The 14,992-nt window shown below is 63.8% G+C and carries 15 protein-coding genes; 4 read left to right on the top strand and 11 right to left on the bottom strand.

Going from position 1 to position 14,992, the window contains the following annotated elements:
• Positions 1 to 153: 153 nt before the first annotated feature.
• The 9 genes from HMPREF3048_RS00385 to HMPREF3048_RS00345 all read right to left on the bottom strand — a co-directional run bounded on the left by HMPREF3048_RS00385 (position 154) and on the right by HMPREF3048_RS00345 (position 8,563).
• Positions 154 to 1,092, bottom strand: a complete 939-nt coding sequence (locus tag HMPREF3048_RS00385) for a bile acid:sodium symporter family protein (protein ID WP_070770919.1) — start codon at positions 1,090 to 1,092, stop codon at positions 154 to 156.
• A gap of 24 nt (positions 1,093 to 1,116) precedes the next feature.
• Entirely contained in the window at positions 1,117 to 1,491 is a 375-nt protein-coding gene (locus HMPREF3048_RS00380; protein ID WP_083279367.1) for a Rieske (2Fe-2S) protein, read from the bottom strand.
• Positions 1,488 to 2,303: a tryptophan synthase subunit alpha gene (gene trpA, locus HMPREF3048_RS00375; protein ID WP_070770918.1), complete on the bottom strand. Its 816-nt coding sequence runs from the start codon at positions 2,301 to 2,303 to the stop codon at positions 1,488 to 1,490. Before trpA ends, HMPREF3048_RS00380 begins: the two co-directional genes overlap by 4 nt.
• Positions 2,304 to 3,500 (bottom strand): tryptophan synthase subunit beta, encoded by a 1,197-nt coding sequence (gene trpB, locus HMPREF3048_RS00370; RefSeq protein ID WP_070770917.1) that lies wholly within the window; start codon positions 3,498 to 3,500, stop codon positions 2,304 to 2,306.
• Positions 3,501 to 3,510: 10 nt separating this feature from the next.
• Positions 3,511 to 4,896 carry a bifunctional indole-3-glycerol-phosphate synthase TrpC/phosphoribosylanthranilate isomerase TrpF gene (gene trpCF / locus HMPREF3048_RS00365; protein ID WP_371326157.1) on the bottom strand — a complete coding sequence of 462 codons (1,386 nt, stop codon included), beginning with the start codon at positions 4,894 to 4,896 and terminating at the stop codon, positions 3,511 to 3,513.
• Positions 4,883 to 5,902 (bottom strand): anthranilate phosphoribosyltransferase, encoded by a 1,020-nt coding sequence (gene trpD / locus HMPREF3048_RS00360; RefSeq protein WP_070770915.1) that lies wholly within the window; start codon positions 5,900 to 5,902, stop codon positions 4,883 to 4,885. The genes trpCF and trpD overlap by 14 nt, the downstream gene beginning before the upstream one ends.
• Entirely contained in the window at positions 5,895 to 6,455 is a 561-nt protein-coding gene (locus HMPREF3048_RS00355; protein ID WP_070770914.1) for a glutamine amidotransferase-related protein, read from the bottom strand. Before HMPREF3048_RS00355 ends, trpD begins: the two co-directional genes overlap by 8 nt.
• Positions 6,452 to 7,921, bottom strand: a complete 1,470-nt coding sequence (locus HMPREF3048_RS00350; protein WP_070770913.1) for an anthranilate synthase component 1 — start codon at positions 7,919 to 7,921, stop codon at positions 6,452 to 6,454. The genes HMPREF3048_RS00355 and HMPREF3048_RS00350 overlap by 4 nt, the downstream gene beginning before the upstream one ends.
• A gap of 186 nt (positions 7,922 to 8,107) precedes the next feature.
• The gene (locus HMPREF3048_RS00345) at positions 8,108 to 8,563 is read right to left on the bottom strand and encodes an SdpI family protein (protein ID WP_224213302.1); all 456 of its coding nucleotides are present in this window, start codon (positions 8,561 to 8,563) and stop codon (positions 8,108 to 8,110) included.
• 88 nt (positions 8,564 to 8,651) lie between these two features.
• Between HMPREF3048_RS00345 and HMPREF3048_RS00340 the strand changes: the two genes are divergently transcribed.
• Complete coding sequence (locus tag HMPREF3048_RS00340) at positions 8,652 to 9,890, top strand: dicarboxylate/amino acid:cation symporter (protein WP_070770912.1); 1,239 nt, start codon at positions 8,652 to 8,654, stop codon at positions 9,888 to 9,890.
• A gap of 256 nt (positions 9,891 to 10,146) precedes the next feature.
• Positions 10,147 to 10,854, top strand: a complete 708-nt coding sequence (locus HMPREF3048_RS00335; protein WP_070421883.1) for a hypothetical protein — start codon at positions 10,147 to 10,149, stop codon at positions 10,852 to 10,854.
• Positions 10,855 to 10,881: 27 nt separating this feature from the next.
• Here HMPREF3048_RS00335 and HMPREF3048_RS00330 read toward each other — a convergent pair whose 3' ends face one another.
• Positions 10,882 to 11,250: a hypothetical protein gene (locus tag HMPREF3048_RS00330; RefSeq protein ID WP_070770911.1), complete on the bottom strand. Its 369-nt coding sequence runs from the start codon at positions 11,248 to 11,250 to the stop codon at positions 10,882 to 10,884.
• A 325-nt stretch (positions 11,251 to 11,575) separates the two neighbouring features.
• Entirely contained in the window at positions 11,576 to 12,004 is a 429-nt protein-coding gene (locus tag HMPREF3048_RS00325) for a hypothetical protein (RefSeq protein ID WP_070770910.1), read from the bottom strand.
• 108 nt (positions 12,005 to 12,112) lie between these two features.
• Here HMPREF3048_RS00325 and HMPREF3048_RS00320 point away from each other — a divergent pair, with 108 nt between their 5' ends.
• On the top strand, positions 12,113 to 13,567 hold the full coding sequence (locus tag HMPREF3048_RS00320; protein ID WP_070770909.1) for a hypothetical protein: 1,455 nt from the start codon (positions 12,113 to 12,115) through the stop codon (positions 13,565 to 13,567).
• A 172-nt stretch (positions 13,568 to 13,739) separates the two neighbouring features.
• Complete coding sequence (locus HMPREF3048_RS00315; RefSeq protein WP_070770908.1) at positions 13,740 to 14,987, top strand: amidohydrolase; 1,248 nt, start codon at positions 13,740 to 13,742, stop codon at positions 14,985 to 14,987.
• Positions 14,988 to 14,992: the final 5 nt, after the last annotated feature.

Below are 14,992 nucleotides of genomic sequence, written 5' to 3'. Positions count from 1 at the left end.
CGTCGACGTAGATGCCGGTGATGGTCTCGGCGGGGTCGAGTTCAATCATGCGGAGCATGGGGCAGCTTTGCGACGACACCTCCTCCAGCTCAGCGATATTCAGCAGCTCTCCGCCGAGTTCGGGGACGTTGTAATGGATGCGGACGTAATGTTTCACGTGAAACTCTTTCTGGAGACATATGCGGAACAGATCATCAACTGTGCCATGTGATAGATCATTAGCGGAATAATAAGCACGCCGAGTTGGGCACCGCCGAAGATGACGGTAGCCATCGGCAAGCCGGTCGCAAGAGATTTCTGCGTGCCACACATCTGCACGGCGACGACGTCCTCGCGCGGGAACCGCAGCGCGGCAGGCACGACGCGGGTCAGCCACAGCATCGCGAAGACCAACACCACGGAGAATACGATCAGCAGCACGATCTCAAGCGCGGTGACGTTCGACCACACGCCGGAGACGACACCCTTGGAAAAGGCGGAGTAGACCACCATCCAGATGGATCCGCGGTCGACGATCTTGGTGGCCTTGGATTTAGCCAACTCCCCCAGCCGCTTGTGCGCCAACTGGCCGAGCATGAACGGCAGGAGGAGTTGGAGGGCGATGTCGGTGAACACGGAGGTATCCACGGATACGCCGTCGCCTGCGCCCATCAGCCACATCACGAGCAATGGCGTAGCGACGACACCCACCAACGACGACACCGACGCCGCCACAACAGCACCGGACACGTTGCCGCGTGCGATGCCGGTCAGCGCCACGGAGGACTGGACGGTGGACGGAACGAGGGTCATGAAGAGTAGGCCCTGGTAGAGGTCCTCGGAGATGAGCCCGGTGGTAGGTCGCGCGAGCAGACCGATCAGCGGGTATGCCACGAAGGTAAACGCGAGGATGAGGGCATGGAGGCGCCAGTTGGTGAGGCCCCGGAGGGCTTCTTGCGTCGATAGGCGTGCGCCGTAGAGGAAAAAGAGTAGCGCGATCGCGAGTTTGACGGCCACCCCAAAGCCGTCCGCGAACGCGCCGCGCGCCGGCACGATGAAGGCGAGGATCGCAGCAACAACGATGCCGACGAGGAGAGGATCGAGCTTCTTCATGTGGCCGAGTCTACGGCCAGCAGGTTAGCTCGCCGGGTTTTGGGCTTCGACCTTGTCGCCGGCTTCGATGACCTCAACCTCGCGCAGGCCGGAGATGGCGGGGCCGGAGACGCGCTCGCCGGTCGCGATGTTGAAGACGGAACCGTGAGCGACACACTTGACGGTCTCGCCCTCCACCTTCGTGATCTTCTTCTGCTGGTGCGGGCACACCGCCGAGTATGCGACGAACTGGCCGGCGGACGGCTGGGCGATGATGAACTTGTCCAGGATCACCGCGGAGCCGACCGGCACGTCGGTCTTCGCAATTTCTTCGGGGGCCTCTTCCCCGCAGGCGGCCAGGAAGGCACCGGCGAAGGTAGTGGCGGTGCCGAGCAGGAACATGCGACGTGAACAGGTCATGATGCGATCGTAGCTTGCTTCATGGCGCCCACGTAGTCGGAAAGTTCCCGCTTCAGCCCGTCCATGTTTTCCACACGACTATCGACGACATACTTATCAATAATGTTCGTAATCGCCGACCCGGTAATCGCGCCGGCGGCCCCAGCGGCGATCGCGTCGCGCACGTGCTCGGGTCGGGAGATGCCGAAGCCGAGCAGTACCGGTGCGCCACCGAAGGACTGCACATTATCGACGACCTCACGCAGGCCCTCCACCGTCGCCTCATTCTCCGCGCCGGTGACGCCGTCGCGAGAAATGGCGTAAATGTAGCCGCGGGAGTTAGCGGCCACGCCCTCGAGGACCTCGCGGGAGGCCTTTGCCGGGGCGATGAAGATCGGGTCGATGCCGGCGCGTTCGGCGGCGGCGGTGAAGGGGTCAGACTCGCGCACGGGGACGTCGGGAAGCAATACGCTATCGGCGCCGGCCTCCTTGAACTCGGTGTAGAAGCGGTCGAGGCCGCGAGTGTGGGCGACGTTGGCGTAGATCAGCATGCCGATCGGCAGGTCCGGGTAGCGCTCGCGGATGGTGCGCACCTGGTCGAGGGACTGCTGCACGGTTGCTCCCCCACGGAGAGCGCGGACGTGGGCGCCCTGGATGGCGGGGCCGTCGGCGACCGGGTCGGAGAACGGCACGCCGAGCTCGAGTGCGTCGGCGCCGGCTTCAACGATGGCGGAGATGATCTCCACGGCGTCGTCCGGGTTCGGGTCGGACAGCATGATGAAGGGGACGAACGCGCCCTCCTCCTTGGCAAAGAGTTGCTCGTAGCGCGACATTTACTTGTTCTCCTTCTGCTCGAGGGTTGCGCGGACATGTGCGATGTCCTTGTCGCCGCGGCCGGACAGGGCGACGAGAATGTTCAGCGGCTCGGCGTCGGCCGGGTGCTCGGCGGCGCGCTTGAGCGCGTAGGCCAGGGCGTGCGAGGACTCGAGCGCCGGGATGATGCCCTCGTGGCGGGAAAGGGCCTGGAAGGCGTCGAGGGCCTCGTCGTCGGTGACGGGCACGTACTTCGCACGGCCGGACTGGGCGAGGTAGGCGTGCTCCGGGCCGACGGCCGGGTAGTCCAGGCCGGCGGAGATGGAGTAGGACTCTTCGACCTGGCCGTCGTCGTCACGCATGAGGTACGAGCGGGTGCCGTGCAGGATGCCGATGGTGCCCTGGGCGATGGCGGCGCCGTGCTTGCCTTGGCCGAAGCCTTCGCCGCCGGGTTCGGCGCCGACCAGTTCGACGGTGTCGTCGTCAATGAAATCGGCGAACATGCCGATGGCGTTGGAGCCGCCGCCGACGCAGGCGACGACCACGTCCGGCAGGGCGCCGGTGCGCTCAAGGATCTGGGCGCGGGCCTCGGTGGAGATCACGCGGTGGAATTCTTTGACGATCTTCGGGAACGGGTGCGGGCCGGCAGCCGTGCCAAGGAGGTAGTGGGATTCGTGGAAGGTGGCGGTCCAATCCCGAAGCGCCTCGTTCACCGCGTCCTTGAGGGTGCCCGCGCCGGATTCCACGCCGACGACTTTCGCGCCCATCAGGCGCATACGGTAGACGTTCGGCGCCTGGCGCTGCATGTCGGTCTTGCCCATGTAGATCACGCAGTCCAGGCCAAGCAGCGCACAGGCAAGCGCGGTTGCAGTGCCGTGTTGGCCGGCGCCGGTCTCCGCGATGATGCGGGTCTTGCCCATCTTCTTCGCCAGCAGCGCCTGACCGATCACCTGGTTCGTCTTGTGGGCGCCGCCGTGCACGAGATCCTCCCGCTTGAGGAAGATGCGCGCATTGCCGTCGATCGGCAGGTTGCGGCATTCGGTCAGCGGGGTTGGGCGGCCGAGGTAGTCGCGCAGGAGGGAACGGTATTCGGCCATGAAGGTGTCGTCGTTAAACGCGTCGACGAAGGCTTGCTCGAGTTGGTCGAGCGCTGGCAGGAGGGATTCGGGGACGAACTGTCCGCCGAATTCGCCGTAGTACGCAGGGAGGAGAGTCATGGGGTGTCCTTTAGTCGTGGTAGTTGCCGATTGTGTCGAAGCCGCGTCGCAGCGCGCCCGCGTCTTTGTGGCCGTTGGGGTCTTCGAAGCCGGAGTTCAGGTCCAGGCCGGCGCAGCCGACGCGCAGCGCATCGGTGAGGTTGTCGGGGTTGAGGCCGCCCGCGAGGAACGCCTTCTGCTTCACGGCGTCCGGCACGCGCGTCCAGTCGAAGCGCTCCCCCGACCCGCCGTCGTGGGCGTCGAGCACTAGCTTGTCGACGACCCCAGCAACCGCCTCGGCCACCTTCTCGCCATCCGGCCGCGTTATGGAGACGGCACGCCACACCTCGACATCGACCTCCTTGCGCACGGATTCGATGAGCGCCAGTTCCGCCTCCACCGAGCCCTGGTACGGCGCGTGGATCTGCACGGCGGTGATGCCGGGTTCGACGAGCTCGTCGTAACCCGAGGTGCGGCGGGAAACCGCGACGTAGTCCAGCCCGGGCTCGGCGGCAATGATGTCGGTGGCTGTTTCACGTGAAACATTGCGCGGGGAGGCGTCGTCGAAAATGAGCCCGCCGTAGACCGCGCCGCACGCCTTGGCGGCCTGGGCGGCGGAGGCGGTGCGCAGGCCGCAGACCTTGTTCGGGCCGTAGACGAGCTCGCGGCAGGCGCGGTCGATGTCCGGCTGGGAGGTCAGTTGGCTGCCAACCAGGAACGCATCGGAGTGACCGCCGAGGCGACGCACGGTTGCGGAGTCGCGGATGCCGGACTCGGAGACCACCACTGCCCCATCGGGAGCGAGCTCGGCGAGGCGTGCGGAGCGGTCGAGGTCGATGGAGAGATCGTGAAGATTGCGGTGGTTCACGCCGAAGATCTTCGCGCCGAGCTTGATGGCGCGGTGAGCCTCGTCCTCGTTGATCACCTCGGTGAGCACGTCCATATTGAGCGACTCGGCGACGGAAGCCAGGTGCGCGTACTCCTCGTCGGTAAGGACGGAGAGCATGAGCAGGATCGCGTCGGCGCCGAAGTAGCGCGCGGCGTAGATCTGGACTTCGTCGACGATGAAGTCCTTGCACAGCACCGGCAGATGCGTCGTGGCGGCGACGGTGGCCAGGTGGTTGTAGTCGCCGTTGAAGTAGTCCGGCTCGCACAGGACCGAGATGCCCGCGGCGTAACGCGAGTACACGGATGCGATCTCCCCCGGCTTGTAGTCGTCGCGAATTGGCCCGAGCGAGGGTGATGCGGACTTGCATTCCATGATGAACGCGGTGCCGGGGCGCGCGAGGGAGTCGTACAGAGAGCGCTCCGAATTGCGTAACGTGGCGAAATCAACGTGTGCAACGCGTGCTCGAATATCGTCAAGGTGACGTTTTCTGTTCTCGACGATATTGGTCAAAATCTTAGCCACTGTAATCGGCCTCCTCGTGGGTGGCGAGCCAATCGGCCACCGTGCCGTTTGTAAGTAACTGCTTCGCGTGCTCGGTACCGGCGGCCAGTGAATCCGCGATGCCGTAGAGGTAGAACATCGCACCCGCGGACACGGCGACGGCGTCGCGGTGGGCAGCCGGGCCCTCCCCCGCGAACGTGGCGCGCATGAAGGCTGCGTTCTCGGCACCGTTGCCGCCACGCAGGTCCTCCAGGCTGTGGCGCTCCACCCCGAGCTCCTCGGGCGTGACCGTGTAGTGGGTAATCTCGCCGTCCTTGAGCTCCCAGACCTCGGTCTCGCCGTGGACCGCGATCTCGTCGGTACCCGCGCCATGGACGACGAGCGCACGGTTACGGCCCAGCTCACGCATCGTTTCCGCAATCACCTGGCCCAACTTCGGGTTAGCGATGCCCATGATCTGGAACTCCGGGCGTGCCGGGCTGAGCAGCGGGCCCATCGTGTTAAACAGCGTGGACACGCCGAGCGCCTTGCGGACCTGCTGCACGAACGCGATCGCCGGGTTGTACGCCGGGGCGAACAGGAACGTGAAGTTGGAGGACTCGAACTGGCGCACGGCGCGCTCCGGGTCGAGGTCCAGCGGGATGTTCAGCGCCTCGAGCACGTCGGCCGAACCGGACTTGGAGGAAACGGAGCGGTTGCCGCACTTGATCATCTTCACGCCACCGGCAGCTGCGGTAAGCGAAGCGGCTGTGGTGATGTTGATGGTGTTCGCGCCGTCGCCACCCGTACCGGCGGTGTCCATGATCCCCTCCCCCGTCACCGGGAACGGGCGCCCGGCGGCGAGGAACGCGCGGGCCGCACCGGCGATGTCGGCAAAAGTTTCACCGCGGGTGCGGATCATGGCCAGCAGCGCGGCGATGTGCACGTCGTCGTAGTCGCCGACGGTCAGCGGGGTAAACGCCTCGATAGCCTCCTCGAGGGTGGGCTCGGGGTTGTCCATAAAGCGGCGGAAGATCTCGAGTTGGCTAGTCATTGTCGCGGCCTTTCTGTAGCAATTTCGTCACACAGTGGTCCAGGATTTGCGGGCCAGAGGGGGTGAGGATGGATTCGGGGTGGAACTGCAGTCCGATGGACATGCCATCGTCGGTTTCGGCGGCCATGATCACGTCGCCGATCTCCGTGCCGGTCCACGCCAGCGGCGTAATACCGGGTGGCGCGGTGGTGGCGCCGAGGGAGTGGTAGCGCGCGACGGGGACGTGGCGGCCGTCGTTAAGCACCATGCTTTGCGACGACCCATGCACCGGCCCGCACGGCTCAACCCGCCCACCAAAGTGCTCCACCAGAGCCTGAAAGCCCAGGCAGATGCCCAGAATCGGGACCCGTCCCTGGGCGCGCTCGATGACCTCCATCATGCAGCCGGCGTCGGCCGGGTAGCCGGGGCCGGGCGAAAGTACGATGAGGTCCGGGTTGGCGTTCAACACCGTGTCGGCGGTAACGGTGTTGCGGTAGACCACGGTGTCGTAGTCGGCGAACGCGTCCACCAGGTTGTACACAAAGGAGTCTTGGTTATCCAGCAGGACGATCATTTCTTCACCTCCAGGTCGCGGCCACCGGCGAGTGCGTGCAGGACTGCGTAGGCCTTGTGCAGAGTTTCGTCAGCCTCGGACTGGGGCACGGAGTCGCGCACCACGCCGGCGCCGGCCTGCGCGATGGCCTTGCCATTGGCCACGAAGGCGGAGCGGATGACGATGCAGGTGTCGAATTCGCCGTCGCCACGCAGATACCCCACCGCCCCGCCGTAGGAGCCGCGGCGCTTGCCTTCAACGGAGCGCAGCAGTTCGGTCGCGCGCAGCTTCGGTGCGCCGGTGAGCGTGCCCATGTTCATGCACGCGCGGTAGGCGTCAAGCGCGTCGAGGTCCGCAGCCAGCGTGGCGGTGACCCGGCTAACCAGGTGCATCACGCGCGAGTAGCGGTCCACCTGCAGTAGGTCTTGCACCTTGCGGGTGCGCGGCTCGGCCACGCGCGCCATGTCGTTGCGGGCCAGGTCCACCAGCATGGTGTGCTCGGCGACCTCTTTGGCGTCGGTGCGCAACTGCAGTTCCATGCGCGTATCCAGCTCGTGGTTGACCGTGCCGTCCGGGTTCAGCCCGCGCGGGCGCGTGCCGGCGATGGGATACAGCTGCACCTGGCGGGTGGTCGGCGAGAACTTCAGGTTCGACTCCGGCGATGCGCCGAACAGTTCGTACCCCTCACCGCGGATGTAGAACATGTACGGCGAGGGGTTGGCGGCACGCAGGCGACGGTACGCACCGAAGGCGTCGTCGCACGCTGCAGTGAAGCTGCGGGCCGGCACCACCTGGTAGATGTCGCCGTTGTAGATGTTGCCCTGCAGCTGTTCCACTACCCCACGGAACTCCTCGTCCGGCATATCCGCCTCGGCGATGAGGGTGCCGGTGAGGGTGGTTGGGTCGGTGGGTGCGGGGGCGTCGTCGATAAGTGCTGCGATCTCGGTGAGATCAATGCCGTCACCTGCAGCATCAACCCCGGCGAGGTACGCCGTGCCGGTTTGGTGGTTCACGCGCAGCACCACCTCGGCGAGCACGAACTCGTAATCCGGATACGTGTTGTCGCCGTCGGCGACCTCGGGCAGGCGCTCGAACGTCTCCAGGTAATCGAACGCGAAACCGCCCGCGAGCAGCGGAAAATCCTCGTTTCCCTCGGTGGCGGTCAGTTTGCGCAGCACATCCATCGTGGACGCGGCGGTGAGCCGCTCGCGCTCGTCCTCCACATCAACGCGCGGAAACTCGTGCTCCAGCCCGATCTCGTTCGCAATGACCTCGCCCGACGGTGTCAACGGTGTGAGCGTCACGTGGTTGCCGGAGCAAGTAATGCGTATCGACGACCGCAGCACCGCCAACGACTGCAACCCCGAACGTGTCGTGATGTCAGCGGACTCGAGCAACACCGTGTCGGTTGCGTCGAGGCCGCCGATGTGGGCGAAGAGGCTTGCCACATCCTCGTGGTAGCGCACCTCTTGGCGGGGGAATTTCATGTGATCCTCGGTTCTGTTCTTGCTTGCACCGAGGGATAAAAAAGGGCCCGCGGCGCTTGTGGACAAGCTGGCGGGCCGTGACTTCAGAAGGTGGCGCGCCAGTTAGGCGAGCCACCACCATGTTTGAAAAGTCATGTACGTCACAAAAAGGAAGTGTAGCGGAGGATCCGGCGTGGCGGGCACATTTTATTCGTTGTTGTCGGCGTGGTCAGCGGCTCGTCGCAAAGCATCAAGGTTCACCGCGGGCTTCTCCTCTTCTTGCGCAGGCGCCTGCTCACGCGCGTGCTCCACCAACGTCGCGGCGCGCGCACCGAAGTTGCCGCCCACGGACGCCGAAATCACCGCCGCTACCGCCGCGATCGCCGGCATGACCCACATCCAGCCGGAAGCGATGAACGAAAACGCCGCGCCGAACGCGAGCGCCAACGCGGCCAGCACCCAGAACGGACCCGCTACCTTATGCGCCTGGTTCCAAATGCCTTCGTCCTTGCGCACAGCCGGCACGTGGAGGCCGATCCACTTGTTGCCGGGCAGCTTGCCCGCAGAGGCGAGCGCGCCGGGGATGAACAGCGCAAGCGTTAGCAACGAGAAGATAATGCCGAGGACAACGTTAAGGGAGCTCATGTTCGCGAACGGACTCATAGCCACTAAGCATACGACCGCACACTCACCTGCAAAAAAATATGATCAAAATGCAGTAGATTGCATAAATACGGGCTACGCTAGGCCCATGCAAAAGAAAATCCTCCACTCATTGCTGTTCTGGGTGGTTGTAGCGATTGCCTTGGGCTTCGCCTGCAGCTTCTTCTTCCCGGACTGGCTTGCCCGCGTCTTTGTCACGTTCAACGGGCTGTTCTCTAACTTCCTCGGCTTCTTCGTCCCGGTCCTTATCTTCGCCCTCATCGCCCCCGCCATCGCGGGTCTGGGTCAGGGCGCAGGCAAGTGGCTCGGCGTCACCGCCGGTGTCGCATACGGCTCCACGTTCATCTCCGGCCTGATCGCATGGTTCACGGCGTCCACGCTGTACCCGAGGCTTCTGGCCGGCAAGACCCTCATCACCGATGTCGCCGACCCCGATGCCGGCGGCCTCTCCCCTTACTTCAGCGTTGAAATGCCGCCACCACTGGAAGTCATGTCCGCGCTGCTCCTCGCCTTCGTCGTCGGCCTGTCCATGACGGCGGTGAAGTCCGACAACCTGTTCAAGGTGCTCGGCGAGCTTAACGACATCGTGCTCAAGGTCGTGGTCAACTTCGTCATCCCGCTGCTTCCGCTGTTCATCTTCGGCACCTTCCTCAACCTGGGTATGAACGAGAACTTCGGCGACACTATGGCGGCCATGGGCGTAGTCCTACTGCTCTCCGTCGTGATGACCGTCGTGATCGTCCTGCTGCAGTACCTCGTCGCAGGCACCGTCGCTGGCGTGAACCCGTTCAAGGCGCTGAAGAACATGCTGCCGGCATACTTCACAGCACTGGGCACCTCGTCCTCCGCCGCGACCATCCCGGTCACCTACAAGTCCACCCTGAAGAACAAGGTTGACGAGGACGTCGCCGGCTTCGTGGTCCCGCTCTGCGCGACGATTCACCTGTCCGGCTCGATGATGAAGATCACCCTCTACGCGCTCTCCATCGTGTTTATGGCCAACCTGGATATTTCCGCCGGCCAGGTCATCGGATTCATCCTCCTGCTGGGCATCATGATGATCGCCGCGCCGGGCGTGCCGGGTGGCGCCATCATGGCCGCTGTCGGTCTGCTGCAGTCCAACCTCGGTTTCGACGAGTCCATGGTCTCGCTCATGATCGCGTCCTACATCGTCGTTGATTCCTTCGGCACCGCCGCCAACGTCACCGGCGACGGCGCGATCGCCCTGATCGTGAACAAGTTCGCTGCGGGCAAGATCAAGAACGATTCGCTTGACGACGACACCGTCACCACCCCGGCGGACACCCAAGCAGGCGCCACCCGCTAGTCCCCCACTGATTTGAGACGACCGCCCTTCGGGGCGGTTTTCTTTTGCCTTGTTGCTCTTCGAGGTGTTTCACGTGAAACATCAGGTGCTCACTGTATCGAGATGGCTCCTCACTGTATGAAGTGACGCCCTCACTGTAAAAAGTGAGGCGAAAGTGAGGCCTCACTGTATTGAGTGACCTCCTCACTGTATGAAGTGACGGCTCCGTTTCACGTGAAACATTTGCCCGCTCCCCCAATGGCGTAGTGTCATTCGCATGTCCTTCGAGATCGTCACCACTCATTTCGTGGCGCACGAGCCGGACCTCGACGGCGCGTACGAGCTCTACCTGAACCGCATCCGGGCCAGCGGCGTCGAGATTGCGGCGGTGTCGCCGCACCCCCACCCCATCGAGGACGAGTATGTGCTTTGGGATCTCCGCTGCCAGGCCGCGTACGACAACCTCGCCGCGCCGGAGGACCTCCAGCTCTACGAGCTCAACGCGCTCGTGGACTTCTCCACCACGAACCGCGACGAGGCGCTTGACTACTTCTTTTTCGAGGATATGGGCGGCCCCACGCGGTTCGCGGCGGCACTCGGCGGCCTGTCGGACCTCACGCTTCGCGACGAGCCCACCGGCCCCCTCTCCCTCACCACCATCGTCTATCTCGGTGCCTCGCAACACATGGCGGTGGCGCAGCAGCTTTTCGACGACACCCTCGCCGCCCTCAACGCCGTCGCCTACCAACCGTTCGTCGCTCCACTCGAGGGAACCGAACATGCTGATCTCGTCGGCCCACTCTGGCTTCGCGACGCCACCTTGAACATCATCGGCAAAGGCGACGGCATCTTCTCCCCCGGCAAGGACGCCTGGGCGGGTTGGGTGCTCACCTCAGACAGCAACAACACCGCCGAGCTCCAACTGCGTGAGCGCATCGAGCCTGACGCAGTGGTGATTAGCCGGGCGGTGTCAGAACCGTTCTAGCGGGCGTTACCCGCTGTCGGTGTTGGCTTAGTTGGTCGGTGCGGTGGCTGCACTGCCAGCTGCATCGTCGGCAGCGCCACCTGTTGCACCATCAGCCGGGATGGAGTTGGTCACTACCTCGTCGGAAATGACCGCGTCGGTCGGCTCCAACGGATCCTCGGAGACAACAGCCGTATCGGAGACGACCGCATCGCCGGTGGAGTCCGTACCACCCGTGCTGCCCGTGTCGCCTGCGGTGGCGCCACCGGTGGTGACAGCGTCGCTGACGTCGGAGACCACACCGTCGGTCGGAGTGGTCACGGAGTCGGTGGTGTCCTCGGAGTCGTTGCAGGCGGCCAGTCCGGTTGCGCCGAGAACAAGAGCGGTAGCGGCGGCTGCAATACGAGTGTTGGTCATGACTACTCCTTCGCTAATTGATTCGCACGAGTTGATTCGCTCGGGCGTCGTACCCGTCGCTATTCACTTGTACGGGCCGAATCTGTGTTGCGAGTTGGAGAAATCACACAGGTTTCGTGTTCTTCACTGACGTTTGCGTCCCCACTCCGTCACGCGACGGTGAAAACGGCTGCTCTCGGGAACTTTCTTCCCCTACCGCACCCAAATAATTCACTTTCGCCAGGAGCCCACGGAGCAAGACCGAAGAAAGTTCCACATGGCAACGCAAAACCCGGCCCCCCTCACAAGGGACCGGGTTGAGTTGGTGGTTTCTAAGCGCAGCGACTTAGAACGGCAGTGCCGGGAGCTGCACGCCCGGGATAGCACCGGAGAACGCAGCAGCTGCGCCGAGCAGTGCAACGAGTGCGACCGGGACGCCGATCAGGAGGCCGAGGATGCCGGACTTGTAGTTGTCGTCCTTGATGAGCTCCTGGATGCAGTCGCCGGTGGACTTGGTTTCCTTGGTCTTGGCTTCGTCAGCCTTAGCGTCGCCGTCCTTGGCTTCGACCTTCTTCTCTTCCTTCTTGCACGCCTTGAAGCGCTCGGAGGAGCCGACCTTGGTCTCGCCGGTCTTGTCGCCCTCCTGCTTGGAGATGGAGGAACCTTCCTTACCCGGCTTCGGGACGTTGGTGCCCTCGGTCTCAGCGAAAGCCGGGCCGGCAACGAGGGACAGGGACAGGGTTGCAGCGGCTGCTGCGGTAGCGATGCGCTTCATGGGGTTCTCCTTAATGTGATCGGTGAAACATGCCAGGGCTCTGACACGTGTAAACCTAACATCGCTCGCCAAGCGATGTGTGTTACTTCGTCGAAAAAGTTTTTTTCCATGGCGAATTTGAGTGAGACTGCAGCGGTTCTTGGCATCACGGCGTTGGTGGGTTTCGGTGGCGCCGCCGTCGGCTACAACATGGTGGATGTGCCGGAGATTTCGCAGGTCACGATGCAAACGCATGGCGCGCCGAATGCGATTATCGACGACCCGCAGCAGGTCCTCTCCCCCGACGACCGCGCACGTCTCGAGCGTGACACTGCACGCATTGATGCGCCTGAGGTGGTCACGGATTTCCACTACATGGTGTTCAAAACGAACCACAAGAACGTCCTCGACGACGTTGAGGCGCTCCTGCGCACCCAGTACCCGGACCTTGTCGATCAGTCGAAGGGCGAGAACGGCCACCTTGCGGACGGCGCGCTCATCGTCGGCGTTGGCCTCGACCCACGCCAGGCGTTTGTGTACGGCGGCGAGGATGTGACTCGCGAGCTCATGCTTGACGACGACTCCCACCTCACCGATCTCCAAGACGCCATGAAACCCGGCGTGAAGGACGGCAATATCCCGGCCGGGCTGTTCCGTACCGCGAACCAGGCCATGAACGCCGAGGCACTCGCCCAGAAGCAGGTGGACGACGCGACTGATGACCAGATCGGCGCGACCATCGGGCTTGGCGTCCTCGGTACCGGTGTGGCAGGCGCTAGTGGGGGTGGGTTGTTGGCGGTGCGGGGGCGTCGTCGAAAAGCAGTCGCCCAGGCGCGCAAGGACTACGACACCGTGACCAGCGAATACACCCGCCTGGCAGGACGGTTGGACGAGGTGGACGTGCGGGCGAACTCGCTGACGTCTGCGTTTGCCGACGAAACCCTGCGCCGTCAGTGGGCGGAAGTCCGCGACCGCTTCCTGAGCATGAACGAGTTGGTGCACGGCGCGGCGGGGCTGAACGCGATCAACATGGCCGACGACAAGGACGTGTACGAGCACCGCAGGCAGTTGGCGGACGCGGCCGAATCCGTCAAGCACGTGTCTAAGGCGGAGGAAAACATCGACAGGCTTTTCGCCGTCGAGCATGGCGACGCCGCAGCGCGCCGGGCTGACCTGACCAAGATCCGCGAGGACGTGCTGCGGGCGCGCAGTGAGGTGAAGGGCAAGGAGCTGAAGCGGGAACTCGACCTGCTGATGGGGCGGATCGAGGCGCTGGACGCAAACCCGAACTCCCCCACCTTCCTCGATGACTTCGTGCGCGTGCTCGGCGATTACCGCGTGATCTTGGACCAGGTGAAGAAGAAGCAGTTCAGCGACGTGAAGGAGAAGCAAAAGCTGCGGGCACCGGCGGTGTACGAGACTGGGTTCTGGTACGGCGGGTACGTCCCATACGTGCACATGCACTCGTGGCACGCGGCGAACGTACAGGCGGCGGAGGCGGCGTCGTCGTCCTCCTCGAGTGGCTTTAGTGGCGGCGTGTCCTCGTCGGGCTTTTCCGCTGGTGGCGGTAGTTCGTCATTCTAAGAAATTTTGAGGTGACAGTCGTCACAAAACACAGTTAGGGCTTTTCCTTTATTAGGTCCGTGTTTATGCTTAGGCGCGGAGAAAACCGAAGCGCAAACCCGCCACTGAGAACACGCAGTGGCGGGTTTCCTTATGCCACGACCTAGTAGGTAGGTAGGCGTACCGTGAAGGTATGTCTGTCGAGATTGGCAAGGTCAAGAAGATTTTGGGTGACCTCATGTCAACCGGAACCGAACGCGAAGCGCTGTACAAGCACTTCCACCAACACCCCGAGCTGTCCATGCAGGAGCATGCGACCGCGGAGCGGATCGTAAAGGAACTGGAATCCTCAGGTATCCGGGTAACCCGGGTGGGGGAAACAGGGGTGGTGGCGGTCGTCGATAATGGCGAGGGCCCAGTCGTGGCCATGCGCGCAGACATTGATGCGCTGCCGGTCAAGGAAGCCTCTGGCAAGGACTATGCCTCCACGGCCACGCAGGTTGACGTTAAGACCGGCGCGGAGGTCCCCGTCGCCCATGCGTGCGGCCACGATGTTCACCTCATGTCGCTGCTCACCGCGTTGCAGGCGTTCAACGAGCACAAGGACCAATGGTCCGGCACATTTATCGGCGTCTTCCAGCCCGCTGAGGAGACTGCTGAAGGTGCCCGCGCGATGCTCGAGGCCGGGTTGGAACAGGCAATGCCGCGGCCCGATGTGTACCTGGGCCAACACGTGCTGGCCAGCCTGCCCGGCGGGCACGTGGGCACGCGACGCGGACCGGTGCTGTCCTCCGCATTCTCGGTGAAGGTCACGGTGCATGGCAAAGGCTCCCACGGGTCGATGCCGGAATTGGGCGTGGACCCGGTGGTGCTTGCCTCCACCATCGTGATGCGCCTGCAAACCATCGTCTCGCGCGAAGTGGCGGCCAAGGAAACCGCGGTGGTGACCGTCGGTGCGATCCACGCGGGCACGAAGTCCAACATCATCACGGACTCCGCCGAACTGCTCATCAACACCCGCGCATACAGCAGCGAGGTCAGCGAGCACCTCAAGGAAGCCATCGAGCGCATCGTGCGCGCCGAATGCGTCGCCGCCCGCAGCCCAAAGGAACCCGAGTTCACCTACTACGACCGCTACCCACTCACCGACAACGGCGGTGACGCCACCGACACCGTCCGCGAAGCCTTCGACGCATACTTTGGTGACGAATCCTGCTACCTCGACCCCGTCCCCGCCTCCGAGGACTTCTCCATCATCCCCGACGCGCTCGGTGTCCCCTACACCTACTGGGGCCTGGGAGGCTTCGCGGACATGAGCAAGGCTGTGGGCAACCACAACCCGGCGTTCGCACCTGATCTCCAGCCCACACTCGACCGTGGCGCCGAAGCAGTCGTCGTTGCTGCTTCCGCCTGGTTGACCGTGCCGGTCTCGGCGGATTAGTGGAG

Source organism: Corynebacterium sp. HMSC075D04 (assembly GCF_001815635.1).
In the GTDB taxonomy this organism is placed as follows: domain Bacteria; phylum Actinomycetota; class Actinomycetes; order Mycobacteriales; family Mycobacteriaceae; genus Corynebacterium; species Corynebacterium coyleae.
Note: the sequence above shows the minus strand (reverse complement) of the source record. Positions and strands in the feature narration are given on the sequence as shown.

What these genes read in the sequence shown, in the direction of transcription:
- HMPREF3048_RS00340 (WP_070770912.1), top strand. Translation starts at nt 8,652, where the DNA reads ATGCAAAAGAAAATCCTCCACTCATTGCTGTTCTGGGTGGTTGTAGCG.
- HMPREF3048_RS00330 (WP_070770911.1), bottom strand. Translation starts at nt 11,250, where the DNA reads ATGACCAACACTCGTATTGCAGCCGCCGCTACCGCTCTTGTTCTCGGC.
- HMPREF3048_RS00355 (WP_070770914.1), bottom strand. Translation starts at nt 6,455, where the DNA reads ATGATCGTCCTGCTGGATAACCAAGACTCCTTTGTGTACAACCTGGTG.
- trpA (WP_070770918.1), bottom strand. Translation starts at nt 2,303, where the DNA reads ATGTCGCGCTACGAGCAACTCTTTGCCAAGGAGGAGGGCGCGTTCGTC.
- HMPREF3048_RS00315 (WP_070770908.1), top strand. Translation starts at nt 13,740, where the DNA reads ATGTCTGTCGAGATTGGCAAGGTCAAGAAGATTTTGGGTGACCTCATG.
- HMPREF3048_RS00335 (WP_070421883.1), top strand. Translation starts at nt 10,147, where the DNA reads ATGTCCTTCGAGATCGTCACCACTCATTTCGTGGCGCACGAGCCGGAC.
- HMPREF3048_RS00320 (WP_070770909.1), top strand. Translation starts at nt 12,113, where the DNA reads ATGGCGAATTTGAGTGAGACTGCAGCGGTTCTTGGCATCACGGCGTTG.
- HMPREF3048_RS00350 (WP_070770913.1), bottom strand. Translation starts at nt 7,921, where the DNA reads ATGAAATTCCCCCGCCAAGAGGTGCGCTACCACGAGGATGTGGCAAGC.
- trpB (WP_070770917.1), bottom strand. Translation starts at nt 3,500, where the DNA reads ATGACTCTCCTCCCTGCGTACTACGGCGAATTCGGCGGACAGTTCGTC.
- HMPREF3048_RS00345 (WP_224213302.1), bottom strand. Translation starts at nt 8,563, where the DNA reads ATGAGTCCGTTCGCGAACATGAGCTCCCTTAACGTTGTCCTCGGCATT.
- HMPREF3048_RS00385 (WP_070770919.1), bottom strand. Translation starts at nt 1,092, where the DNA reads ATGAAGAAGCTCGATCCTCTCCTCGTCGGCATCGTTGTTGCTGCGATC.
- HMPREF3048_RS00325 (WP_070770910.1), bottom strand. Translation starts at nt 12,004, where the DNA reads ATGAAGCGCATCGCTACCGCAGCAGCCGCTGCAACCCTGTCCCTGTCC.
- trpD (WP_070770915.1), bottom strand. Translation starts at nt 5,902, where the DNA reads ATGACTAGCCAACTCGAGATCTTCCGCCGCTTTATGGACAACCCCGAG.
- HMPREF3048_RS00380 (WP_083279367.1), bottom strand. Translation starts at nt 1,491, where the DNA reads ATGACCTGTTCACGTCGCATGTTCCTGCTCGGCACCGCCACTACCTTC.